The following is a 23,301-nucleotide window of genomic DNA, read 5'->3' on the forward strand; positions in this document are numbered from 1 at the left end:
CGACCAGGTCGACCAGGCTCGCCTGGAAGTCGGCCATCCGCTTGAGCAGCACCGGGTCGCTCGCGGCCAGGATGCGTACCGCGAGGAGGCCGGCGTTGCGCGCGTTGCCGATGGAGACCGTGGCCACCGGCACGCCGGCCGGCATCTGCACGATGGAGAGCAGCGAGTCCATCCCGTCCAGGTGCTTGAGCGGAACCGGCACGCCGATCACCGGTAGCGGGGTGACCGAGGCGACCATGCCGGGCAGGTGGGCCGCCCCGCCGGCGCCGGCGATGATCACCTTGACGCCCCGGCCGGCGGCGGCGCGGCCGTACTCGATCATCTTGACCGGGGTCCGGTGCGCGGAGACCACGCCGACCTCGTAGGGCACCTCGAACTCGTCCAGCGCCTCGGCGGCGGCCTTCATGGTCGGCCAGTCCGAGTCGCTGCCCATGATCAGCCCGACGGTGCTCACTGGTGCCCCTCCCGCAGCCAGCGGGCGGCTCGCGCGGCCCGGGCCCGTACGTCGTCCAGATCGTTCCCGAGCACCGTGACGTGCCCGATCTTGCGGCCCGGGCGCACCTGCTTGCCGTACAGGTGGACCTTGGCCCCGGGCTCGGCGGCGAAGAGGTGGTGCAACCGCTCGTCGATGGAGATCCCACCCGGCTCGCCGCCGAGCACGTTCGCCATCACCACGACCGGCGCGGTGAGGGCGGTGTCCCCCATCGGGTAGTCCAGCACCGCCCGTAGGTGCTGCTCGAACTGGGAGGTCCGGGCCCCCTCGATGGTCCAGTGCCCCGAGTTGTGCGGCCGCATGGCCAGTTCGTTGACCACCAGCCCGGCCGGCGTCTCGAACAGCTCCACGGCCAGCAGGCCGATCACGCCGAGCGCGGTGGCCAGGTCGATGGCGAGCTGCTGGGCCGCGACCGCCAGCTCCTCGGGCAGGCCGGGCGCCGGCGCCAGCACCTCGACGCAGATCCCGTCCCGCTGCACGGTCTCCACCACCGGGTACGCGGCGACCTGGCCGAATGGCGAGCGGGCCACCTGCACGGCCAGCTCCCGGCGCAGCGCGACCCGTTCCTCGACGATCAGCGGAGTGCCCCCGGCGAGCAGGGTGGTGGCCAGCTCGACCGCCTGGGCGCCGCCGTCCACCAGCCAGACGCCCCGGCCGTCGTAGCCGCCGCGGGCCGCTTTGAGCACCACCGGCCAGCCGACCTCATCGCCGAAGGCGACCAGGTCCGCGGGCTGCTCGACGGGACGCCAGGCCGGGTTCGGCGCGCCCAGCTCGCCGAGCCGCTCGCGCATCACCCGCTTGTCCTGTGCGTGCAGCAGCGCGTCGGCCGGCGGGAAGAGCTTCATTCCCTCGTCGGCGAGGGTGCGGATGTGCCCGCTGGGCACGTGCTCATGGTCGAACGTGACCACGTCGCAGCCCTTCGCGAAGGTACGCAGGGCGGCGAGGTCGGTGTGGTCGCCGTACTGGACGTCGGCCGCGACCAGGGCGGCGCCGTCGTCCGGGGCGAGCGCCAGCACGCGCAGCGACTGGCCGAGGGCGATGGCGGCCTGGTGGGTCATTCGGGCCAGCTGGCCACCGCCCACCATGCCGACGACAGGCAGTCCGGTCCGGGAATCCATAGCGCCGCCAGCCTATCCGGGCGATGGTCGGAGCCGGCCCGGAGGGCGACCAGTCTCACCGCGGTGGTGCGCGAGTGGCGAACTCAGCCGGCCGGGGAGACCGTGATCCGGCGCGGCGCGCGGGCGACCTCGCGTGCGGTGGCCCGGGCGATCAACAGCGAGCCGAGCACCGTCGGGGCGAGCCACGCGGCCAGGTGCCCGTCGGACATCTGCACGGCGAACCCGGTGACGAAGGCGATCACCGTGCTGCCCATCAGGTTGAGGTGCCAGATCCGCCAACCCCGGCCACCCGGTACGTGCGGCCGACGGCGGGCGAACCAGAACCCGCCGAGCACCCAGCCGAGGGTGAGCGCACCGAGCACCGCCAGCCCCCACAGGCGCGCCGGATCGTAGGCGAAGAGCCCGACGGCGCTGAGACTGAGGCCGACGGCGGCGCCTACGTAGACCCGGCCGAGCAGGGTGTGCCTGCCGCGCCGTTTCGGGGCGAGCAGCACGGGCAGAGCGAGCAGCAGCCCGGTGATGCCGCTGACCGCGTGGATCACGACGAGAACGGTGTGCACGGGTCCTCCTCTCCATGACATCCCAATGTGGGAGGTCGATAGCCCCAGCATCTGACCTGACACAATGGGATGTCAAGGAGTTTCGCGAAGGAGAGCTCACCGATGCCGGACCGGCCGTTGAACGCCACCGCCGCCTCCCTGCTGGGCTTCCTGCACGACGGGCCGATGACCGGCTGGGACCTGGTCGAGTACGCGCAGCAGCGGATCGGCGCGTTCTGGTCGCTGACCCAGAGCCAGGTCTACCGGGAGCTGACCGCGATGGCGGCCGCCGGGCTGATCCGGGCCGGCGAGCGCGGGCGGCGCGACCGACAGCCGTACGAGATCACCGAGGCCGGGCGCGCGGCGTTCGCCGAGTGGGCCGGGAAGCCGCCAGCGGCGGAGATCATCCGGTTCCCCCTGCTGCTGACGGTGCTCTTCGGGCGGCACCTGCCGCCGGACCGGCTGGCGGAGTACCTGGCCGCGCATCGGGCCACCCACGCCGCCCGGCTGGCCGGGTACGCGGAGGCGGCCGCCGCCCTGCCGCCCGAGGCGGACGAGATCGACCCCTACTCCGTGGCGACACTGCGTTTCGGGCTGGCCTACGAGCGAGCGGTACTGGAGTGGTTCGACGCCCTGCCCGGGCCGCTGCGGCCGGCGGACCGGGATGGCGGGGCCCCTCCGACGGCCACCGGTTGACATGATCGGGTCATGAGCACCCGCGACCTGCTGCGCGGGCTCCCCGTGCTCGCGCACGAGATGCCCTCGTTCGACCCCGCCGACACGCCCGACGCACCGGTTCCGCTTTTCGCCTCCTGGCTGGCTGGAGCGATCGACGCCGGCGTGGACGAACCGCACGCGATGACCCTCTCGACCGTCGACGCCGACGGCGCCCCGGACGCCCGGGTGCTGATCCTCAAGGATCTCGACGACGAGGGCTGGCGCTTCGCCACCACCTCGACCAGTGCCAAGGGACGGCAGCTCGCCGCCGAGCCCCGGGTGGCGCTGAGCTTCCACTGGCGCGAGCAGGGCCGGCAGGTCCGGGTACGCGGCACTGCCCGGCCGGTCCACCCGGAGGAGTCGCGGCGCGACTTCCTGGCCCGCCCGCTGGGCTCCCGGATCGCCGGCATGGCCGGCCGGCAGAGCGAGCCGCTCGACCGCCGGGAGGCCCTCGACGGGGCGTTCGCGCGGGCTCGCGCGCTGGTGCTCAACAAGCCGGATCTCGCCCCCGAGGCGCACACCGTCTACCTCGTCCGTCCGGAGACGGTCGAGTTCTGGCAGGCCGACCGGGCGCGCCGGCACGTCCGGCTGCGCTACCGCCGTACCGCGGACGGCTGGGAGCGGGAGCTGCTCTGGCCGTGATGGCTCAGCCGAGCTCGGCGACCAGCTCGTCGACCGAGGTCACCGGCCGCTGGCAGACGAAACCCCGGCAGACGTACGCGGCGGGCCGCCCGTCGACCAGCGGCCGGTCGGCCAGCAGCGGCACCCCCGCCTGGTCGCTCCGGCCGGCCACCACCACCGCGCCGGGCGGGGCGTACCGGTGGGCGGCCGCCACGAGCGGGTCGCCCGCCGGGTCGTCGGTCACCACCGCGATCTCGTACGGCCCGGAGAGCAGCGCCTCGCCGACGGTGGCCGCGTACCCGGTGAACCGGGCGTGCCGGCCGACGATCGGCGCGACCGTCGACAGGGTGGCCTCGGCCGCGTCCCGGTACCGGGTCTCCCCGGTCAGCGCCGCGTACGCGACCAGCGCCGCGACGATCGCCGACCGGCCGGACGGAGTGGCGTTGTCCGTGGGATCGGCCGGCCGGGTGACCAGGCGCTCGGCGTCGTCCGCGGTGTCGTAGAAGCCGCCGTCCGGGGCGGCGAACCGGGCCAGCGCCACGTCGAGCAGCTGCCCGGCCAGGGTCAGCCAGCGGCCCTCGCCGGTGAGCTGGTGCAGCGCGCAGAACGCCTCGGCCACACAGCCGTAGTCCTCCAGCACGCCGGCCGGCTCGCCGACCACCCTGTCCCGGGAGACCCGGCGCAGCCGGCCGTCCACCACGTGCACGTTCGCCAGGTGCTCGGCGGCGTCGCGCATCGCCCCGTCGGCGACGATGGTGACGCCCTCCATGAGGTTCGCGTCCTCGTCGTCCGGGTTCGCGTAGAGCGCGGCGACCTGCTGGAACTCGGCGATCGCGGTGATCGCGAGCCCGTTCCAGGCGGCCACCACCTTGTCGTCCCGGGCCGGTTGGGGGCGGGTGTCCCGGGCGGCGAGCAGTCGGCCGACCACGTCCTGCCAGCGGGCCCGGACCGCCGGGTCGGCGTCGTCCACGTCCCGGGCCAGCCGGAGCACGCTGGTGCCGCGTTCGAACGTCCCGGACTCGGTCACCCCGAACAGGTCGGCGGCGAACCGGCCGTCCTCCTCCCCGAGCACCTCGACGAGCTGGGCCGGGGTCCAGACGTAGGTGAGGCCCTCGACGCCCTGGGTGTCCGCGTCCAGCGCGGACGCGAAGCCCTCGCCGGGCCGGTGCAGCTCGTCGGCGAGGAACCGGGCGGTGTCCCGGGCGACCCGCCGGGCCAGCCGGTCCCCGGTGAGCCGCCAGAGCTGGGTGTAGACCCGCAGCAGCAGCGCATTGTCGTAGAGCATCTTCTCGAAGTGCGGCACGGTCCAGTGGCCGTCCACCGAGTAGCGGGCGAACCCGCCGGCGAGCTGGTCGTGCAGGCCGCCCCGGGCCATCGCCTCACAGGTGTGCCGGACGATCTCCAGGCTCCGGGCCGAGCCGGTGCGCTGGTGGTGCCGGAGCAGGAAGAGCAGGTTCATGTGCGGCGGGAACTTGGGCGCCCCGCCGAATCCGCCGTTCGTCTCGTCGTACTCCTGGTCGAGCTGCGCGGCGGCGGCGTCGAGCAGTTCGGCGGTGAGCGGGGCGGTGAGCCCGCCGACGGCCTGGGCGCCGCCGATCGCCTCGACCACCGCGGCGCCCTGCCGCAGCACGGCCTCCCGCTGGTCCCGCCAGGCGGTGGCGACCGAGCCGAGGAGGCGGATGAAGTTCGGCCGGGGGAAGTAGGTGCCGCAGAAGAACGGGGTGCCGTCCGGCGTGGCGAAGACCGTCATCGGCCAGCCCCCCTGCCCGGTCATCGCCTGGGTGGCGGTCATGTAGACCGCGTCGACGTCCGGGCGCTCCTCCCGGTCCACCTTGACGCAGACGAAGTCGTCGTTCATCAGCTGGGCGACGCCCTCGTTCTCGAACGACTCGTGCGCCATCACATGGCACCAGTGGCAGGCCGCGTACCCGACCGAGATGAGCACCGGCACGTCGCGCCGCTTGGCCTCGGCGAACGCCTCGTCGCACCAGGGCCACCAGTCGACCGGATTCTCGGCGTGCTGGAGCAGGTACGGCGAGGTGGCGTCGGCAAGTCGGTTCACCCGACGACCATATCGAGCACGCCCTGGCGGCGCTGCGGGAGCGGACCGGCCGCGTCAGCACTCCCGGCTAGGCCTCCCCTCTGGCGTTCTGTCAAATCGCCTCGATCAGTTAGTCGAACACGGGAAACTGCGGGTACTGGAATCCCGGTAGGCCCGGGTGGCGCCGTGTGGAGGAGTTGCGATGCGCGTGCTCATGACAGTCGAGATAGACACCGACGCCGGCAACCGGGGCATCCAGGACGGCAGCCTGCCCAAGGCGATCCAGGCGGCCCTCACGCAACTGAAACCCGAAGCCGCCTACTTCACGACCCGCCACGGCCACCGGACCGGGTACTTCGTCTTCGACCTGCGAGAACCCGCACAGATGCCGCAGGTGGCGGAGCCGTTCTTCATCGGATTGAATGCCAGGATTGATATGACTCCCGTGATGAACGCGGAAGATGTGCAGCAGGGAATGAGCCGGGTGCCGCAGACCTGAGTACCTAGGAGGCGCCGTCAGCGCGGAGCGGGAAGACGTTGCCCTGGGCGCTGTCCCGCAGCGACCCCAGCACCGCGCCGATCTTGTCGGCCGGCATCGGCTTGAAGAAGTGGTAGCCCTGGGCGGCGGTGCAGCCCAGCTCGGCCAGGGCGGTCCGCTGCTCGGCGGTCTCCACGCCCTCGGCCACCACCCGCAGCCCCAGCTCGTGGGCGAGCCCGACGGTGGTCCGGACGATCGCCGCCGCCTCCGGGGACTCGGCCATCCGGATCACGAAGGAACGGTCGACCTTCAGCTCGTCGACCGCGATCCGGGTCAGGAAGGTCAGCGACGAGAAGCCGGTGCCGAAGTCGTCGACCGCGAGCTGCACCCCCATCGACCGCAGGGTGGCCAGCACCTCGTCGATGACCTCCAGCTCGCTCATCACCACCGTCTCGGTGATCTCCAGGACCAGCCGGTGCGGCGGGACCTGGTGCCGGCGCAGCGCGTCGCCGATCTCCCCGGGCAGCCGCGGGTCGAGCAGGCTGCGGGCCGACAGGTTCACCGAGATCGGCACGTCGAGCCCCTCGCGGGCCCACCCGGCGGCCACCGCGAGCGCCTTGTCCAGCACGTACCGGGTGAAGCTGCCGAGCTGCTCGCTGTTCTCGACCGGCCGGATGAAGTCGGCCGGCCCGAGCCAGCCGCGCCGGGGATGCTGCCACCGGATCAGCGCCTCCACGCCGGTCGGCGCGCCCGTAGCCAGGTCCACCGCCGGCTGCAACGCCAGCACGAGCTGGTCGTCGGCCTCCAGCGCCTCCCGCAGCTCGGCGAGGAGCGCCAGGTGGTCGGTGCTCGCCGCATCCCGGGAGCTGTCGTACGCGGCGACGCTGCCGCCGCCCTCCTTCGCCTGGTACATGGCGATGTCGGCCCGGCGCAGCAGCTCGGTCAGGTCCGCGGTGCCCGCGGCGGCGACCACCACGCCGACCGACACCTCGACGGACATCCGCACCCCGGCCACCTCGGTCGGCGCGGCCAGCCGCTCGGCGATCTCCCGGGCCTGGCGCAGCGCGTACGTGATCGGGGCCGCGCGGTCGTCGACCACCGGTACCGCGGTCAGCAGCAGGGCGAACTCGTCGCCGCCGAGCCGCCCGAGCAGGTCGCCGGGGCGGGCCAGGGCGCCCAGCCGGTTCGCGGTCAGCCGCAGCAGCTGGTCGCCGGCGGCGTGCCCGAGCGTGTCGTTGACCTCCTTGAACTGGTTGACGTCGAGCAGCAGCAGCGCGACCGGGTGGTCGTGAGCGAGCTGCCGCAGCGCCTGGTCGCCGTTGGCCAGCATGGCGGCCCGGTTCAGCAGCCCGGTGAGCTGGTCGTGCACCGCCTCGTACGAGGAGCGGGCGGTGACCAGCCGCAGCTCGCGATGGGTGGCGGCGTCGTGCAGGGCGGCGGCCAGCGCGTCCCCGAACGCGGCCACGCCGTCCCGCTCCCGGGCGGTCGGTGGGGCCGAGCGGGGAAAGTGGACGCGCAGCTGACCCACCTCCGCGCTGCCCACGGTCAGGGAGCGCACCAGCTCGTGCTCGCTCGACTCGACCAGCACCGGGGGCGGCACCTCGCGGTCGCGTACCTGACCACCGGTGTCCGCCCGGTAGCGCCGCCACCGGCCCTCGCCCCGGGCGACGTCCACCTCGACCAGCTCGGCGCCGAAGAGCGCGAGCGCACCGGTCACCGCGGCGGTCGCCACCCCCCGCTCGTCGAGTTGGTTGAGCGCGGCGGTCGCCTCGGCGAACGCCCGCCAGGTGCGGTGCTCCTGGTCGGCCCGGAGCCGGTGGCGGTAGGTCTGCTGGAGGAGCCAGAGCGGCGGCGGGAGCAGCAGCAGCCAGCGGGGGTCCAGCTCCAGCAGCGCGACCACCACCAGGCCGACCGCCACGTTGCCGACGAACATGAGCAGCTTGCCGCGGAGCGCGGCGAGCAGCGGCGGACCGATCGGGATGCCGTGCCGCAGCGCGAGGGTCGCGCCGCCCAGCCACGCGGTGGTGAGCAGGTAGGTCACCGAGCCGGCGACCAGCGCGAAGGCCAGCTCCGGGGTCGGCGCGGCGAGCATCGGCCGGCCCAGCGCGCTGGCCACCGCGCCGGCGAGGGCCGTGGCGGCGGTCAACGAGCCGGCGATCCGGACCAGCTCCAGCACCGACCGTCGGTCGGCGAGCACGGACATCGCGGTCCAGGCGGCCCCGGCGCCGAGCAGGGCCGCGGCCGGCAGCCAGCCGGCCGGTACGAGGTAGAGACAGACGATGAGGGCGGCCTCGCCCCAGGTGATGCTGACCATGCCGGCGGCGGTGCGGAACCGCAGTCGGGCCAGCTGGGCGACGGCGAACGTGGCGACCGCGAGGCCGAACCGGGCCGGTGCCGGCAGCGGGTCGTCGGGTGGGAGGGACGCCGGAACGGTGAGCCCGAGTACCGCGGCCGCCAGCGCGGTGGCCGCGACGGCGGCGGTCACCATGAGCACCCCGGCCGGCGTGCCCCGCAGGCCGAGCCGATCGAGTGGGTGACCGTCCCTGCCGGAGGTCACGTATCCACCCCGTCCGCCGGCGGTCCGAGGGCACGGTGGGTGGCCGCTGCTGCCACGAACATCGGCGCCCCCCTTCCGCGCACGGCTCAGGGACCTTCGGTCCCCCCGGCGGAAGGCTAAGCCAAAGCCGGTGGTCGCAACAGGGGGCGACGACCGGCTTCGACGTGATTCACGCGCCGACTACCCGTTCCGGCGCTGCTCGGAGCCGTTGGGAGCGTCTGCGGGTGATTCCTGCGAGACGATCCCGTCTGTCGGATCGGCGACTGCCGCGTCGGCCCGATCCGACCCGGCCGGGCCGGCCTGTGGCGGGAACCGGTCGGGCAGCCGGCGAAGCCGGGCGTTCATGTTGCGGATCAGCAGGACGGTGACGGTGGCCAACGCGACGATGAGGAAGAGACCCATCGGACCGGCGAGACCACCCGTACGGGTGTCACCGAAGTTGTTCTCCGCGAGCACCTGGGCGGTGGTCAGCATGGTGTTCCTCCGATGTGCGGCTGCTGCCTCTCAGCGTAGCCCGCCACCGGATCAGCGAGCATGGGCCGTCTCGCGGACCCCGGCGAAGAGGTCGGACTCGGGCAGCGGGCTGTCGACCAGAGAGCGGGCGAGCTGGTAGTCCTCGGTCGGCCAGGCCCGTTGCTGAAGGTCCATCGGCACCTGGAACCAGAAGCCGTCCGGGTCGATCTGGGTGGCGTGGGCACGCAGCGCGTCGTCCCGGACCGGGAAGTATTCGGCGCACTCCACCCGGGTGGTGATCCGCGGGCCCTTGTCGGGGCGGTCGTCCCAGCGCTTGAGCCACTCCTCGTACGGCGACTCCAGGCCGGCGGCGAGCATGCCCTCGTGCAGGGCCATGATCTTGCCGCGCGAGAAGCCGATGTCGTAGTAGAGCTTGAGCGGCTGCCAGGGCTCGCCCAGCTCCGGATGCCGCTCCGGGTCGCCGGCGGCCTCGAAGGCCGCCACGGTCACCTTGTGGGTCATGATGTGGTCGGGGTGCGGGTAGCCGCCCTCCTCGTCGTACGTGGTGACGACGTGCGGGCGGAACTGGCGCATCAGCCGCACCAGCGGGGCGGCGGCGGTCTCCACGTCCTGCAGCGCGAAGCACCCCTCGGGCAGCGGCGGCAGCGGGTCGCCCTCGGGCAGCCCGGAGTCGACGAACCCGAGCCAGGCCTGCTCGATGCCGAGGATCGCCCGGGCGGCGTCCATCTCGGCCCGGCGGATGTCGGCGATGTTGGCCCACACGTCCGGGCGGTCCATCTTGGGGTTGAGCACGCTCCCCCGCTCGCCACCGGTGCACGTGACGACCAGGACGTCCACCCCCTCGGCGACATATTTCGCCGTGGTCGCGGCGCCCTTGCTCGACTCGTCGTCGGGATGGGCGTGCACCGCCATGAGACGCAGTTGCTCTGCCACCTTCGGCGCTCCTCGTCTGTGCCGGCCGGGCCGGCCACCCTGGGCCGGACCGGATGACCTGCCGGAATCTCCCCCCGCGCCCGCGGCAACCCCCGTGGCGGCTGGCTGGTCGGCGACTCGACCGACCTGCCATCCTTGGCTCAGCGCCGGGCTGGGAAGATGGACTTTGCCATTCTTGCCGATGCCGCCGACAACAACGCCAGGAGATACCCGCCGGTGAGCGAGACGCACACCACAATCACCCCGGGCGCCCCGGTATTCCCGCCCGGGCGGTACGGCCGCCGCCGCGAGCCCGGCCGCCGCCGGCCGCTCCTGCTCGCCCTGGCGGTGGCCGCCCTGCTGGCCGTCCTCGGGCTGGTCGCGGCGAAGCTCTACAACCAGTACGGCGATCCCGAGTACCGGGCCGAGGTGATCAGCTACACCGGGATCACCGACTCCCGGGTGGTGGTCGACTTCCGGGTCACCGTGCCGCCCGGCGGCTCGGCCACCTGCCTGCTGCGGGCCCGCGCGCACGACGGGACCGAGGTCGGGCACAGCGAGGCCACCGTGACCGCGCGCCCCAATCAGCGGCACGTCACCGTCGGGCACGAGGTGCCGACCACCGCCCGACCGTTCATCGGCGAGGTGCTGCGCTGCCGGCCCGCCGGCTGACCCCACCCGGACCGACCCCGCACCCCTGGTCCCGTCGCCGGCACTGGGGTGATCGGCGACACCTCGAAGTGCCCGGCACTGGTAACTTGGTAGTTCACCTGTCAGCCAGTCCGCACCAACCGAGGAGACCGCCTGTGTCCACCAATGGCAACGAGGCGCCCGCTACCTGGCTGTCCCAGGACGCGTACGACCGCCTGCAGGCCGAGCTCGACGAACTGATCGCCAACCGGCCGGTCATCGCCGCCGAGATCAACGCCCGGCGCGAGGAGGGCGACCTGCGGGAGAACGGGGGCTACCACGCCGCCCGCGAGGAGCAGGGCAAGGCCGAGGGGCGCATCCTCTACCTGAAGGAGCTGCTCCGCACGGCCAAGGTCGGCGAGGCCGCGGCCGCCGACGCGGTGTCGCCGGGCATGGTCGTGACGATCTACTTCGACGACGACGCCGACGACACGGAGACCTTCCTGCTCGGCTCCCGGGAGATCGCCTCCACCACCGACCTGACCGTCTACAGCCCCGAGTCCGCGCTCGGCAAGGCGATCCTCGGCGGCAAGGCCGGCCAGACCTGCACCTACACGGCGCCCAGCGGCGCCGACATCAAGGTGACCGTGGTCAAGTTCGAGCCGTTCTCCGGCTGACGCCCTCCGGACCCGTGCCGGATGGCTCGGGTCCGACCCGACCGAGGCTGACAGGCACTCCTCGGACCCGAGCCACACCGCGACCGCCCCGGCCCACCGGCCGGGGCGGTCGCGTCGTCACGGAACCCGGACGGCAGCTCACGACTCGGCGGCGAACACCACTTGGTAGCCGCTGGCCCGCAGGGCGCTGATCAGCTTGTCCGAGTGCTCCACGCCGCGGGTCTCCACCGACAGCGCCACCTCCACCTCACCGAGGCGCAGGTGTGGGTTGGCCCGCTGGTGCTCCACGTCCACCACGTTGGCCCGGTGCTCGGCGATCTCGCTGAGCAGCGAGGCGAGCTGACCCGGCCGGTCCGTGCACCGCACGGTGACCCGCAGGTAGCGGCCGGCCGCCGCCAGGCCGTGCTCGATCACCCGGAGCATGAGCAGCGGGTCGATGTTGCCGCCGGAGAGCACCGCCACCACCGGCGCCGTCACCTCCACCGCGCCGGCCAGCAGCGCGGCCACCCCCACCGCGCCGGCCGGCTCCACCACCTGCTTGCCGCGCTCCAGCAGCATCAGCAGGGCCCGGGAGATGTCCTCCTCGGAGACCGTGACGATCTCGTCGACCAGCTTGCGGACGTGGGTGAAGGTCAGGTCGCCGGGCCGGCCGACCGCGATGCCGTCGGCGATCGTCGAGAACGACGGCAGGCGTACCGGTTCGCCGGCCTTGAGCGAAGGCGGGAAGGCGGCCGCGGTGGCCGCCTGCACCCCGATCACCCGTACGTCGGGACGCAGCGCCTTGGCGGCCACCGCCATCCCGGAGATCAGGCCGCCACCGCCCACCCCGGTGACGATCGTCTTCACGTCCGGGCACTGTTCGAGGATCTCCAGCGCCACCGTGCCCTGCCCGGCGATGACATCCGGGTGGTCGAACGGGTGGATGAACACCGCCCCGGTCCGCTCGGCGAAGGTCTGCGCCGCGACCAGCGACTCGTCCACCGTGTTGCCGACCAGCTCGATCGTGGCGCCGTAGCCCTTGGTCGCGGCTACCTTGGGCAGCGGCGCGTTGACCGGCATGAAGACCGTGGCGTGGGTGCCGACCAGGCCGGCGGCGAGCGCCACCCCCTGGGCGTGGTTGCCGGCGCTCGCCGCGACCACGCCGCGTTCCCGCTCCTCGGCCGAGAGCCGGGAGATCCGCACGTACGCCCCGCGCACCTTGTACGACCCCGCACGTTGCACGTTCTCGCACTTCAGCCACGCCGGACCGCCGAGTACGCCGCTAAGCGGCCGGGACGGCTCCAGCGGGGTGGTACGGGTGACGCCGGCGAGCAGCTCCCGCGCGGCCTGTACGTCGGCGAGACCGACCAGTTCCGTCATGCCCCGATCGTGCCACCCGCCCCCGGGGGAACCTGCGGCGACGCCACGGTCGGATCAGCGACCACCTGCCGCGACGGCCCGGTGACCGGCTGCGCCGGGGCTTGGCGTCGTCCGCCATGGTCGCCACGCGTGGAAGTCGCGGACACGCTAGACGATCACGCGGTGGCCGGCGACCCCGTGCCGACCCGCGGGTAGCCGGGGGCGTGCCGCTGCCACGGGGCCTGCATCTCGAACTGTCCGGCGACGCCGAGCAGCAGCAACTCCGAGCCGGGCGGCCCGACGAACTGCACGGCGACCGGCAGGCCGTCGGGGCGGCGACCGACCGGCACCACGATCGAGGGCAGGCCGGCGATGTTCCAGGGCGCGGCGTACGGGGCGTACCGGATGTTGGCCGACATGTTCGCCCACCAGGACCGGCCGGACCAGCCGGCGGCCTCCGGCGGCGGCCCGGCCAGCGCCGGGGTGAGCAGCAGGTCGACGGAGTGGTCGGCGAAGAAGTTCACCGACCGATCGCGCCAGGCGAGCCGGTCGGCCTCTCGGACGTACCCCCGGCGCTGCGCCCACTCGCCGAGCGCCACGTGCCGGCGGCTGCGCCGCTGCAGGTCGCGGCGCTGCAGGCCGGACGTCCGCACGTCGGCGGCGGCCGCGGCGAACCAGGTGGCGATGCCCTGGAGGCCGAGCCGGGTCGGGTAGACCGGGTCGGCGGGGACGGTGTCGTGCCCGGCGGCGGCCAGTAGCCGGCCGGCGGCGGCCACCGCGTCGCGGTTGGGGGCGTCCGGCGAGACACCGCGCACCGGCGAGCGCAGCGAGACGCCGACCCGCAGCCGCGGCGGCGGGACCAGCTTCTCGGTGCGGCGGCCGGCCAGCACCGAGAAGCCGACCACCGCGTCGGCGACCGTGCTGGTGAGCATGCCGTGCTCGGTCAGGCCGAACCAGTCGTCCGCGCCGAGCTGGCAGGGCACCACGCCGCGGCCGGGCTTGAGCCCGACCAGGCCGCAGCAGGCCGCGGGGATGCGGATCGAGCCGAGGCCGTCGTTGCCGTGCGCCATCGGCACCAGCCCGGCGGCCACCGCGGCGGCGGCGCCGCCGGACGAGCCGCCCGGGGTACACGACAGGTCCCAGGGGTTGCGGGTGACGGCCGTGTCGTCGTCGGTGACCGCCCAGAGGCCGAGTTCCGGCATCCGGGTCACCCCGAGGATCACCGCGCCGGCGCCGCGCAGCCGGCGGACCACCTCGTGGTCCGCCTCCGCCACCGGGGTACGCACGGCCGCCGACCCGTTCCAGGTGGGCAGGCCGGCGACCGGGGTGTTCTCCTTGACCGCGACCGGCACCCCGGCCAGCGGAAGGTTGGCCAGGTCCTCCTGCTCGTCGACCTTCTCCGCCTCGGTGATCGCCTCCCCGCCGCGTACCGTGCGGAACGCGGCGAGGTCGGCGTCGGCCCGGGCCAGGTGGTCCAGGTGGTCGGCCACGACCTGGGTGGCGGAGGCGTCGCCCCGGCGTACCGCCCGGGCGATCTGCTTGGCCGTCGCCCCCACCCAGGTCGTCGGCATGAAGTCCTGCACGGCCACCCTCCCCAGCCCGCGGTCAGCCCAGCGCCTGCTCCAGATCGGCGAGCAGGTCGTCGACCGTCTCGATGCCGACAGACAGTCGCACGAGATCGGCGGGAACTTCAAGCGGCGAGCCGGCAGCGCTCGCGTGTGTCATCCGTCCCGGGTGCTCGATGAGCGATTCGACCCCGCCGAGGGACTCCGCGAGCACGAAAAGCTTGGCCCGGTTGCAGATCTCCACGGCGTGCTCCTCGCCGCCGGTGGCGCGGAACGAGATCATGCCGCCGAACCGGCGCATCTGCTTGGCGGCCACCTCGTGGCCCGGGTGCGTCGGCAGGCCCGGGTAGATGACCTGGCCGACCTTGGCGTGACCGTCCAGGTAGGCCGCGATCCGCTCGGCGTTGTCGCAGTGCCGGTCCATCCGTACGCCGAGGGTCTTGATGCCGCGCAGGGTGAGCCAGGCGTCGAACGGGCCGTTGATGGCGCCCATCGCGTTCTGGTGGTAGCGCAACTCCTCGCCGAGCGTCCGGTCGGCGGCGATCAGCGCGCCACCGACCACGTCGGAGTGTCCACCGATGTACTTCGTGGTGGAGTGGACCACCACGTCGGCGCCGAGCAGGAGCGGCTGCTGCAGGTACGGCGAGGCGAAGGTGTTGTCGACGACCAGCAGCGCGCCGGCGTCGTGCGCGACGGCGGCCAGGGCGGCGATGTCGGCGATGCCGAGCAGCGGGTTGGTCGGCGTCTCCAGCCAGACGATCTTCGTGCTGCCGGGGCGGATCGCGGCCCGCACCGAGTCCGGGTCGGAGACCTTCGCCGGCGTGTAGTCCAGCCCCCACCGCTCGGCGACCCGGGAGAAGAGCCGGTACGTGCCGCCGTACGCGTCGTCGGGGATGACCACGTGGTCGCCCGGCTTGCAGACGGTACGCAGCAGGGTGTCCTCGGCGGCCAGGCCGCTGGCGAAGGCGAGCGCCACCGGACCGCCCTCCAGCGCGGCCAGGCACTCCTGGAGCGCGTCCCGGGTCGGGTTGCCGGAGCGGCTGTACTCGTAGCCCTGCCGGGGCGCGCCGACGGCGTCCTGGGCGTAGGTGCTGGTCTGATAGATCGGTGGGATCACCGCGCCGGTGCGGGCCTCCGGGTCCTGGCCGGCGTGGATGGCGAGCGTCTCGAAGCCGTGACTCATTCCCGAGACGTTAGTCCGCCCGCCCGGCACCGTGCGGGGAACCCGGGGCGCGAGTCACCACCGGCAGTTCCCGGTACGTCAAATCCCAGGTTGCTCCGGCGGGACTGGCCGAGGATCAAGCGGCTGACGGCTCGCCGCCTGACGATGCTCTGGGAACGCCGGCTACCCGACCTCTGCGCGGGCTGAGTGGACGCGCTACATCGCCGGCTCCTCGAGATCGGCTTCGCCGCCGGAGATGACCTCGGTCTGGTCCTTGCGGGCGGCTACGCCATGTGCGCGCACGACCTGGTCAACCGACCCTCGCAGGACATCGACTTCGCCACCGCCACGGCGCTGCCGTTGGACCGTCCTCGCCTTCGATGACGCCGTGGGGCTCAAGATGCGCGCCCTGCACGATCGGGCCGCCCATCGCGACTTCATCGACATCCGCGCAGCGAACGCCCAGCTCAGCTTGATCGAGTTGGAGAACCTCGCTGCTCGCCACACGGCCGGCTTTTCGTTGGAGGAGTTGGCCGACCGGCTGGGCGGCGTGGAGGAACGGGACACCCGGACCTTTCGCTCCTATGGGCTCAGCGTGGCTGAGGTCGATGACTTGCGGTGCTGGGCGCGGCGCTGGGAGGCCGACATCACACGCAGGTTGGCAAACGGGGAGGCCGGCCCGGCCGGGGCACCGGAGAGCGAGTGGGACAGCTACCTCGACGAGCCGTGACGCCTCCCCTCGCCATGTTGTCGAACAGCGGTAATAGCCTGGCCCGGTGAGCGGGTGCGTGTTCTGCGGGATCGTGGCGGGCGAGGTACCCGCCTTCACTGTGGTCGACGAGCCGGACGGACTCGCCTTCCTGGACACCCGACCGGTGTTCAAGGGGCACGTGCTGGTGGTGCCGCGCAGCCATCTGGTCACCCTCGACACGCTGCCGGCCGAGGTGCTGCCCGGCTACTTCCGGCTGGTGCAGCGGATCATCGTCGCGGTGGAGACCGGTCTGGGATCCGGTGGGACATTCGTGGCGGTGAACAACAAGGTGTCCCAGTCCGTTCCGCACCTGCACACCCACGTGGTGCCCCGGACCAAGGGTGACGGCCTGCGCGGCTTCTTCTGGCCGCGGACCCGCTACACCGACGACGCCGAGGCCCGGGAGTACGCCGGCCGGATCGCCGCCGCCCTGACCTGACCTCGGGCGTCACGGGACAGCGCGGCGGATTCCATCGGAAGTAGCATGACGCGCCCTGTCCGGACGATCCCGAGGCGTGTCGATGTCCTACCCGCAGTACCCGGCCATCCCGCCCTACCCCCCGCCGCCCTCGCCGGGCCACGGCCCCGCCCCGCAGGCGGTTCACGGCCACCCGCAGCAGAGCTACGCGGGCCCGTACCCCGGCTACGTCCCCGCGCAGGCCGGCTACCCGGCTCCCCCCGCCCACCCGGCGCAGCAACCGGCCCAGCACGTGTATCCCGGTCAGGCGTATCCCGCCCCCCAACCCGGCACGTGGGCCCCGGCCGCGCCGGCCCCCGGGCAGCTCCAGTGCCGGTTCTGCGGCAGTGTGCCGGCGGTGAAGACCACCTTCGGTGGACACCAGGGCATGCTGATCGTGATGCGGATGCTCAGCCAGCACGGCCCGTTCTGCCGGGACTGCGGGCTGGCCACGTTCCGGGAGATGACCGCGAAGACCCTGGTGCAGGGCTGGTGGGGCTGGATCTCCCTGGTCGCCACGCCGGTCACCGTGCTGTGGAACCTGCTCGTCAGCCGCAAGGTGCGCAAGCTGGCACCGCCCGCGCCCACCCACCCGCAGGCCCGCCCGATGGACCCGGGCGCTCCCTTGCTCCAACGCCCGATGACCATCGCCGGGCTGGCCATCGGGATCGTCCTGTTCGTCGTGATCGGGCTCGCCATCGCGACGGCCTGACCCCGCTCGCCGGCACATGGCGCGGCGCGGAAACCGGACCGGCTGATCGCCGGCAGGGCGGGTAAGGAAGCGGGGACCGGCGGTGTTGCACACGCTGGGAAAGCCAAGAGAGGAGTCCCACCGTGTTCCTTCGCCGCATGAAGGCCGAGATGATCTCTCCCGACCAGGCCCTGCCGGGCCGTTCGATCGCGATGCCGATCGCCGACCGGCACGAGGTGCTCCCGTCCTCGCTGAAGGGCCCCTTCCCCGAGGGCTCGCAGGTCGCGGTCTTCGGGATGGGCTGCTTCTGGGGCGCCGAGCGACTGTTCTGGACCCTCCCCGGCGTGATCACCACGTCGGCCGGCTACGCGGGTGGCTACACCCCGAACCCGACGTACGAGGAGGTCTGCTCGGGGTCGACCGGGCACGCCGAGGTGGTCCAGGTGGTCTACGACCCGGCGAAGATCAGCTACGAGGACCTGCTCAAGGTCTTCTGGGAGAACCACGACCCGACCCAGGGCATGCGCCAGGGCAACGACGTCGGCACCCAGTACCGCTCGGCGATCTACGCCACCACCGACGAGCAGCTGGCCACCGCTCAGGCGTCCCGGGACGCGTTCGCGCCGATCGTGGCGCGGGCCGGCAAGGGCGAGATCACCACGGAGATCGCCCGGCTCGGTGACTACTACTTCGCCGAGGACTACCACCAGCAGTACCTGGCCCCGACCAAGAACCCGAACGGGTACTGCAACCACGGCCCCACCGGGCTGAGCTGCCCGGTCGGCGTGGCCCGTACCGCCGGCTGACCGACCGGCTGTCCGATTCCCGGGCCTGCGGTGTTCCTCACATCGCGGGCCCGGCACATTTCCGGCATCGGTCGCGAGTCCGGACAGAAACTACCGGCGCGAGCGGCGACCACCCACAGTAGCCGCGCATAATAGCGAACCTGCCCCCGACCGTCATCAGCTCAACAGGCGAACCGCACCAACCTCTGGCAGCATGGGCTCGCATGTGCGGACTTGCCGGAGAGCTCCGCCGTGACGGCTCACGCGCCGAGGTGGCTGCGGTGGAGCGCATGGCGGCCACGATGAGTGACCGAGGGCCCGACGACAGCGGTGTCTGGTCCCAGGGGCCCGTCGCCCTGGGACACCGCCGCCTGAAGATCATCGACCTCTCCGCGGCCAGCGGCCAACCGATCGTCGATGCCGCCGCCGGGCTCACCGGCGTCTTCAACGGCTGCGTCTACAACTACCGCGAGCTGCGCGCGGAGCTGCAGGCCAAGGGCCACCGCTTCTTCTCCTCCGGGGACAGCGAGGTCGTGGTCAAGGCGTACGCCGAGTGGGGGCTGGACTTCGTCGACCACCTGATCGGGATGTTCGCCGTGGCGATCAGCGAGCGCGACACCGGCCGGCTGGTGCTGGCCCGGGACCGGCTCGGGATCAAGCCGCTCTACGTGGCCGAGACCCCCGGCGTGGTCCGCTTCGCCAGCACCCTGCCGGCGCTGCTGGCCGGCGGCGGGATCGACACCTCGATCGACCCGGTGGCGCTCGCCCACTACCTGAGCTTCCACAGCATCGTGCCGCCGCCGCGGACCATCCTGCGCGGCGTCGCCAAGCTCCCCCCGGCCACCGTCCGGGTGTACGAGCCGGACGGGTCCACCCGTGAGCGGGTCTACTGGGATCCGTCCTTCAGCCGGTCCGCCGAACGGTCCGGCTGGACCGAGCGGGACTGGCAGGACGCGCTGTTGGAGTCGCTGACCACCGCCGTGCGCCGGCGGATGGTGGCCGACGTGCCGGTCGGCGTGCTGCTCTCCGGCGGGCTGGACTCCAGCCTGGTGGTGGCGCTGCTGGCCGGTGAGGGGCAGGCCGGCCTGTCCACCTTCTCCATCGGCTTCGACGCGGTCGGCGGCCGGGAGGGCGACGAGTTCGTCTACTCCGACCTGGTCGCGAAGACCTTCGGCACCGACCACCACCAGATCAAGGTGCCCACCGGCGACCTGCTGCCACCGCTGGAGGCCGCCGTCAGGGCCATGAGCGAGCCCATGGTCAGCCACGACTGCGTCGCGTTTTACCTGCTCAGCCAGGAGGTCGCCCGGCACGTCAAGGTGGTCCAGTCCGGCCAGGGCGCGGACGAGATCCTGGGTGGCTACCACTGGTACCCGCCGCTGGCCGGAGTGGACCGGGAGCGGGCGCTCGGGACGTACGCGAAGGCCTTCTTCGACCGCGACGCCGCCGGCCTCGCCCGGGTGCTCGACCCGGTGTGGCTGGCCGACGGCGACCCGGCGCGGGAGTTCGCCGCCGCGCACCTGGCCCGGCCGGGGGCGCAGACGGCGGTCGACGCCGGCCTGCGGATCGACACCCAGGTCATGCTGACCGACGACCCGGTGAAGCGGGTGGACAACATGACCATGGCGCACGGGCTGGAGGCTCGCGTGCCGTTCCTCGACCACGAGTTCGTGGAGCTGGCCGCGAGCTGCCCGCCGGAACTCAAGCTGGCCCAGGGCGGCAAGGGCGTGCTCAAGGAGATCGGCCGGCGGATCCTCCCGCAGGAGGTCATCGACCGGCCGAAGGGCTACTTCCCGGTGCCCGGCCTCACTCACCTCGAGGGCAAGCTCCTCGACCGGGTACGCGACGCCCTCTCCGCACCCGAGGCGCGCCGCCGGAACCTGTTTCGCACCGACTACGTCGACGCGCTGCTCGCCGCCCCGAACGCCGAACTGACCCCGTTGAACGGAAACAAGCTGTGGCAGCTGGGACTCCTGGAAATGTGGCTGCAGAGCCACGGAATCGACTGACCGTGACCGACACCCTCGCCACCGGGACGGCCCGTACCGACCGGGAACGGGTGCTGGGCCGGCGCCGGGAACGCGTCGGTCCGGGCGGCGATCCGGTCGCCCCCGGTGCCCCCGAACCCCGCCGGCAGTCCTCGGACGAGTCCGGCGTGGTGCTGGACTGCGGCTGGGGCCGGCTGGTCTTCGGGCAGACCTTCACCGAGCAGGTCGAGGTCGCCCACGTGCTGCGCTCCGAGGCGGCCGGCGCCCGGGACATCTGCATCTACCTGCGCGACCCGCACGTGCTGGTCTCCCGGCTCCCGGACGAGCTGTTCATCGACCCGTCGCTGACCTACCGGCTGCCGCTGGGCGAGCGGCGACCGGCCGCCACCGAGGGCGGTGAGATCCCCGGCCTGATCATCCGCCCGCTGCGCGACGCGGACGACGCGGACGCGGTGAACCGGATCTACGCCCGCAACGGCATGGTCACCGCTCCGGTCGAGGTGCTGGTCGAGAACGCCGGCACCGACCGGTTCCTGCACCTGGTCGCCGAGGACGCCGCCGGCGAGGTGGTCGGCACCATCACCGGCGTGGACCACGTCGCGGTCTTCGCCGACCCGGACAACGGTGCCAGCCTGTGGTGCCTGACCGTGGACTTCAACGCCGCGCCGCCCGGCACCGGGCAGGCGCTGCTCACCGCGCTGGCCGACCGGCTCGACGCGCGGGGCCGGGCGTACGTGGACCTGTCGGTGCTGGCCGAGAACTCGGGGGCGATCCGGCTCTACGAGCGGCTCGGCTTCCACCGGACCGGCACGCTCTGCGTGAAGCGGAAGAACCCGATCAACGAGCGGCTGTTCCTCCCGGCCACGCCCGAGGGGTACGACGAGCTGAACCCGTACGCGAAGATCGTCGCGGACGAGGCGATGCGGCGCGGCATCCGGGTGGAGGTCACCGACCCGGACTGGGGGGAGCTGAGGCTGACCAACGGCGGCCGGACCATCCACACCCGCGAGTCGCTGTCGGAGCTGACCTCGGCGGTGGCGATGAGCCGCTGCGACGACAAGCGGGTGACCCGGCGGATCCTCACCCAGGCCGGGCTGTCGGTGCCGCGCGGCCGGACGGCCACCGGCGACGCCGACGACCTCGCCTTCCTGGCCGACGCCGGCCCGGTGGTGGTGAAGCCGGCCCGGGGCGAGCAGGGCAACGGCATCACGGTCGGGGTGCGTACGCCGGAGGCGCTGACCGCCGCCGTCGAGCTGGCCCGCCGGTTCTGTCCGGACGTGCTGATCGAGGAGCTGCGCGACGGCGAGGACCTGCGGGTGGTCGTCATCGACCACGAGGTGGTCGCCGCCGCGGTACGCCGGCCCGCGCAGATCACCGGCGACGGGGTGCACGACGTCACCGAGCTGATCGAGCGGCAGAGCCGGCGGCGGGCCGCCGCCACCGGGGGCGAGTCGCGGATCCCGGTCGACGCCATGACCCGCGAGGTGGTGACCGAGGCCGGCCACCGGATGCACGACGTGCTCCCCGAGGGGCAGGTGCTGGCCGTACGCCGGACCGCGAACCTGCACACCGGCGGCACCATCCACGACGTGACCGCCGAGCTGCACCCGACGGTCGCGGAGGCGTGCGTGGTGGCCAGCCGGGCGCTGGACATCCCGGTCACCGGCCTGGACCTGCTGGTGCCCGCCCCGGACCGGCCGGAGCACGTGTTCATCGAGGCGAACGAGCGCCCCGGCCTGGCCAACCACGAACCACAGCCGACCGCCGAGCGCTTCGTCGACCTGCTCTTCCCCGGCACCCGGGCACCCCAGCGCCTCTGGGCCCCGGCCGGTACGGGAGGCGCCGCGTGAGCCCGAAGCCCCTGGAGATCGACCTCGACTACCTGCGCCAGGTGCTGGTGGAGCTGCTGGAGATCCCCAGCCCGTCGGGGCGTACCGACCACGTCCAGCAGTACGTCGGGGAACGCCTCTCCGCGCTCGGCATCGGCTCGACGCTGACCCGGCGTGGGGCGCTCAGCGCCTGCCTGCCCGGGCCCCGCGCGACCGGCGCCGACCGGGCGATCGTGGTGCACACCGACACCATCGGCGGCATGGTGAAGCGGCTCAAGGAGAACGGGCGGCTGGAGCTGAAGCCGATCGGCACGCACAGCGCGCGCTTCGCCGAGGGCGCCCAGGTGCGGATCTTCACCGACGACCTGGACCGGGTGCTCACCGGCCAGGTGCTGCCGCTCAAGGCCAGCGGGCACCGCTACAACGAGGGCGTCGACCTCCAGGGCGTCGGCTGGGAGCTGGTCGAGGTACGGGTCGACGAGCCGGTGGACGACATCGCGGGCCTCCGCGCGCTCGGCATCGACGCCGGCGACTTCGTCGCGCTGCTGGCCAACCCGACGATCACCCCTGGCGGGTACGTCAGGTCGCGGCACCTGGACGACAAGGCCGGGGTGGCCGCGGTGCTGACCGCATTCAAGGCGATGGTCGACGCGGGGATCACCCCGGCGGTCACCGCGCACCTGCTGGTCACCGTCACCGAGGAGATCGGGCACGGCGCGAGCCACGGCCTCGACCCGGACGTGGCGGAGATCGTCTCGGTGGACGCCGCGGTGGTCGCCCCCGGGCAGCAGTCCCGGGAGGACGCCGCCACCCTGGCCATGGGCGACGGGGTGGGCCCGTTCGACTACCACCTGACCCGCAACCTGGCCTCGATCGGCCGGGAGCACGGCGTCGACCTGGTCCGGGACGTCTTCGACTACTACCGGTCGGACGTGGCGGCCGCGGTCGAGGCGGGCGCGCACGCCCGGGTGGCGTTGCTCGGCTTCGGCGTGGACGCCACCCACGGGCACGAGCGCACCCACCTCGACGGCCTGCGCCAGCTCACCCAGTTGCTCTGCCTCTACCTGCAGAGCCCGCTGGTCTTCCCCGAATGGGACGCCGAGCCGGAGGGCGACCTGGCCGACTTCCCGTCGCTGGCCGTCCAGCCGGCCTCCGAGGAGGGCCCCCGGGAGGGCCCGATCGGCCTGGACTGAGCGGGAAGGGGCAATGCACATGCTCGCCGCCCGCCGAGCCTGTGATCCAAATCCGTTGCCGGGGTCACCGGGAAGTGGATAGCGTGGCGGTACACGGGAAAGGAGGTGGTCCAGCTTTGTATAGCAATCGGACTCGTGAGGTGGCTGTCCGCTAGCCGCTGTCCTCGACAGTAATCCCGTCCGCCGCGAGGCGGGCAACAGGCACCATCGTCGAGACCGTGTGGCAGCGGTGCGGCGAATCCACGACAGCCACCCGACCCCCGGGGTGCCGGCCCAGTCCAGCCG

Annotated in this window: 23 protein-coding genes; 13 read left to right on the plus strand and 10 right to left on the minus strand. The window is 73.0% G+C overall.

The genetic code is table 11. The features are described 5' to 3' along the window. The 3 genes from purE to ONA70_RS21075 form a co-directional block, all read right to left on the minus strand. The coding region (purE, locus tag ONA70_RS21065) for a 5-(carboxyamino)imidazole ribonucleotide mutase (RefSeq protein WP_265008187.1) at positions 1–454 on the minus strand (454 nt) is incomplete at its 3' end. Continuing rightward, positions 451–1,611, minus strand: a complete 1,161-nt coding sequence (locus ONA70_RS21070; protein WP_265008188.1) for a 5-(carboxyamino)imidazole ribonucleotide synthase — start codon at positions 1,609–1,611, stop codon at positions 451–453. The genes ONA70_RS21070 and purE, both read right to left, overlap by 4 nt. Before the next feature lie 83 nt (positions 1,612–1,694). Then, positions 1,695–2,171 carry a hypothetical protein gene (locus ONA70_RS21075; RefSeq protein WP_265008189.1) on the minus strand — a complete coding sequence of 159 codons (477 nt, stop codon included), beginning with the start codon at positions 2,169–2,171 and terminating at the stop codon, positions 1,695–1,697. A gap of 102 nt (positions 2,172–2,273) precedes the next feature. Here ONA70_RS21075 and ONA70_RS21080 point away from each other — a divergent pair, with 102 nt between their 5' ends. Next, positions 2,274–2,846 (plus strand): PadR family transcriptional regulator, encoded by a 573-nt coding sequence (locus ONA70_RS21080; protein ID WP_265008190.1) that lies wholly within the window; start codon positions 2,274–2,276, stop codon positions 2,844–2,846. Between the two features lie 12 nt (positions 2,847–2,858). Continuing rightward, entirely contained in the window at positions 2,859–3,509 is a 651-nt protein-coding gene (locus tag ONA70_RS21085; RefSeq protein WP_265008191.1) for a pyridoxine/pyridoxamine 5'-phosphate oxidase, read from the plus strand. A gap of 4 nt (positions 3,510–3,513) precedes the next feature. Here the strand turns inward: ONA70_RS21085 and ONA70_RS21090 are convergent, their stop codons facing one another. After that, positions 3,514–5,550, minus strand: a complete 2,037-nt coding sequence (locus ONA70_RS21090; protein ID WP_265008192.1) for a thioredoxin domain-containing protein — start codon at positions 5,548–5,550, stop codon at positions 3,514–3,516. A gap of 181 nt (positions 5,551–5,731) precedes the next feature. Here ONA70_RS21090 and ONA70_RS21095 point away from each other — a divergent pair, with 181 nt between their 5' ends. Then, positions 5,732–6,028 carry a hypothetical protein gene (locus ONA70_RS21095; protein WP_265008193.1) on the plus strand — a complete coding sequence of 99 codons (297 nt, stop codon included), beginning with the start codon at positions 5,732–5,734 and terminating at the stop codon, positions 6,026–6,028. Positions 6,029–6,032: 4 nt separating this feature from the next. Here ONA70_RS21095 and ONA70_RS21100 read toward each other — a convergent pair whose 3' ends face one another. From ONA70_RS21100 to mca, 3 genes are all read right to left on the minus strand, one after another. Further along, the gene (locus ONA70_RS21100) at positions 6,033–8,495 is read right to left on the minus strand and encodes a putative bifunctional diguanylate cyclase/phosphodiesterase (protein WP_265008209.1); all 2,463 of its coding nucleotides are present in this window, start codon (positions 8,493–8,495) and stop codon (positions 6,033–6,035) included. A gap of 249 nt (positions 8,496–8,744) precedes the next feature. Further along, positions 8,745–9,038 carry a hypothetical protein gene (locus ONA70_RS21105; RefSeq protein WP_265008194.1) on the minus strand — a complete coding sequence of 98 codons (294 nt, stop codon included), beginning with the start codon at positions 9,036–9,038 and terminating at the stop codon, positions 8,745–8,747. A gap of 51 nt (positions 9,039–9,089) precedes the next feature. Then, entirely contained in the window at positions 9,090–9,971 is an 882-nt protein-coding gene (gene mca, locus ONA70_RS21110) for a mycothiol conjugate amidase Mca (RefSeq protein ID WP_265008195.1), read from the minus strand. 216 nt (positions 9,972–10,187) lie between these two features. Between mca and ONA70_RS21115 the strand changes: the two genes are divergently transcribed. Both ONA70_RS21115 and greA read left to right on the plus strand, forming a co-directional pair. Beyond that, positions 10,188–10,622 carry a DUF4307 domain-containing protein gene (locus ONA70_RS21115; protein ID WP_265008196.1) on the plus strand — a complete coding sequence of 145 codons (435 nt, stop codon included), beginning with the start codon at positions 10,188–10,190 and terminating at the stop codon, positions 10,620–10,622. Positions 10,623–10,756: 134 nt separating this feature from the next. Continuing rightward, on the plus strand, positions 10,757–11,257 hold the full coding sequence (gene greA, locus ONA70_RS21120; RefSeq protein WP_265008197.1) for a transcription elongation factor GreA: 501 nt from the start codon (positions 10,757–10,759) through the stop codon (positions 11,255–11,257). Between the two features lie 138 nt (positions 11,258–11,395). Here the strand turns inward: greA and ilvA are convergent, their stop codons facing one another. From ilvA to ONA70_RS21135, 3 genes are all read right to left on the minus strand, one after another. Continuing rightward, positions 11,396–12,616, minus strand: a complete 1,221-nt coding sequence (gene ilvA / locus ONA70_RS21125; RefSeq protein ID WP_265008198.1) for a threonine ammonia-lyase — start codon at positions 12,614–12,616, stop codon at positions 11,396–11,398. A 155-nt stretch (positions 12,617–12,771) separates the two neighbouring features. After that, on the minus strand, positions 12,772–14,184 hold the full coding sequence (locus ONA70_RS21130) for an amidase (RefSeq protein ID WP_265008199.1): 1,413 nt from the start codon (positions 14,182–14,184) through the stop codon (positions 12,772–12,774). A 16-nt stretch (positions 14,185–14,200) separates the two neighbouring features. Then, positions 14,201–15,343: a cystathionine gamma-synthase gene (locus ONA70_RS21135; protein ID WP_265008200.1), complete on the minus strand. Its 1,143-nt coding sequence runs from the start codon at positions 15,341–15,343 to the stop codon at positions 14,201–14,203. 186 nt (positions 15,344–15,529) lie between these two features. On the opposite strand from ONA70_RS21135, the gene ONA70_RS21140 reads away from it, so the two are divergent. The 8 genes from ONA70_RS21140 (at position 15,530) to ONA70_RS21175 (ending at position 23,016) form a co-directional block, all read left to right on the plus strand. Continuing rightward, complete coding sequence (locus ONA70_RS21140; protein WP_265008201.1) at positions 15,530–15,706, plus strand: nucleotidyl transferase AbiEii/AbiGii toxin family protein; 177 nt, start codon at positions 15,530–15,532, stop codon at positions 15,704–15,706. Between the two features lie 4 nt (positions 15,707–15,710). Continuing rightward, a complete protein-coding gene (locus tag ONA70_RS21145) occupies positions 15,711–16,052 on the plus strand; it encodes a hypothetical protein (RefSeq protein WP_265008202.1) in 342 nt (113 codons plus the stop codon). A 46-nt stretch (positions 16,053–16,098) separates the two neighbouring features. Continuing rightward, positions 16,099–16,512 carry an HIT family protein gene (locus tag ONA70_RS21150; RefSeq protein ID WP_265008203.1) on the plus strand — a complete coding sequence of 138 codons (414 nt, stop codon included), beginning with the start codon at positions 16,099–16,101 and terminating at the stop codon, positions 16,510–16,512. Between the two features lie 82 nt (positions 16,513–16,594). Further along, positions 16,595–17,242 carry a hypothetical protein gene (locus ONA70_RS21155; protein WP_265008204.1) on the plus strand — a complete coding sequence of 216 codons (648 nt, stop codon included), beginning with the start codon at positions 16,595–16,597 and terminating at the stop codon, positions 17,240–17,242. 122 nt (positions 17,243–17,364) lie between these two features. Then, positions 17,365–18,027, plus strand: coding sequence for a peptide-methionine (S)-S-oxide reductase MsrA (gene msrA, locus ONA70_RS21160; RefSeq protein WP_265008205.1), 663 nt, complete (start codon positions 17,365–17,367; stop codon positions 18,025–18,027). A gap of 203 nt (positions 18,028–18,230) precedes the next feature. Continuing rightward, positions 18,231–20,015, plus strand: a complete 1,785-nt coding sequence (locus ONA70_RS21165; RefSeq protein WP_265008206.1) for an N-acetylglutaminylglutamine amidotransferase — start codon at positions 18,231–18,233, stop codon at positions 20,013–20,015. Between the two features lie 2 nt (positions 20,016–20,017). Further along, on the plus strand, positions 20,018–21,844 hold the full coding sequence (gene ngg, locus ONA70_RS21170) for an N-acetylglutaminylglutamine synthetase (protein ID WP_265008207.1): 1,827 nt from the start codon (positions 20,018–20,020) through the stop codon (positions 21,842–21,844). Then, on the plus strand, positions 21,841–23,016 hold the full coding sequence (locus ONA70_RS21175) for an osmoprotectant NAGGN system M42 family peptidase (RefSeq protein WP_265008208.1): 1,176 nt from the start codon (positions 21,841–21,843) through the stop codon (positions 23,014–23,016). The genes ngg and ONA70_RS21175 overlap by 4 nt, the downstream gene beginning before the upstream one ends. The last annotated feature ends 285 nt before the right edge of the window (positions 23,017–23,301 follow it).

The organism is Micromonospora yasonensis, from assembly GCF_026013475.1.
Lineage (GTDB): Bacteria > Actinomycetota > Actinomycetes > Mycobacteriales > Micromonosporaceae > Micromonospora > Micromonospora yasonensis.

Bases quoted from the DNA above. Each gene is read 5' to 3' on its own strand.
- ONA70_RS21165 (WP_265008206.1), top strand. From the start codon at position 18,231: ATGTGCGGACTTGCCGGAGAGCTCCGCCGTGACGGCTCACGCGCCGAG.
- ilvA (WP_265008198.1), bottom strand. From the start codon at position 12,616: ATGACGGAACTGGTCGGTCTCGCCGACGTACAGGCCGCGCGGGAGCTG.
- ONA70_RS21070 (WP_265008188.1), bottom strand. From the start codon at position 1,611: ATGGATTCCCGGACCGGACTGCCTGTCGTCGGCATGGTGGGCGGTGGC.
- ONA70_RS21095 (WP_265008193.1), top strand. From the start codon at position 5,732: ATGCGCGTGCTCATGACAGTCGAGATAGACACCGACGCCGGCAACCGG.
- ONA70_RS21080 (WP_265008190.1), top strand. From the start codon at position 2,274: ATGCCGGACCGGCCGTTGAACGCCACCGCCGCCTCCCTGCTGGGCTTC.
- ONA70_RS21085 (WP_265008191.1), top strand. From the start codon at position 2,859: ATGAGCACCCGCGACCTGCTGCGCGGGCTCCCCGTGCTCGCGCACGAG.
- ONA70_RS21105 (WP_265008194.1), bottom strand. From the start codon at position 9,038: ATGCTGACCACCGCCCAGGTGCTCGCGGAGAACAACTTCGGTGACACC.
- ONA70_RS21100 (WP_265008209.1), bottom strand. From the start codon at position 8,495: ATGGTGACCGCCGCCGTCGCGGCCACCGCGCTGGCGGCCGCGGTACTC.
- ONA70_RS21135 (WP_265008200.1), bottom strand. From the start codon at position 15,343: ATGAGTCACGGCTTCGAGACGCTCGCCATCCACGCCGGCCAGGACCCG.
- ONA70_RS21155 (WP_265008204.1), top strand. From the start codon at position 16,595: ATGTCCTACCCGCAGTACCCGGCCATCCCGCCCTACCCCCCGCCGCCC.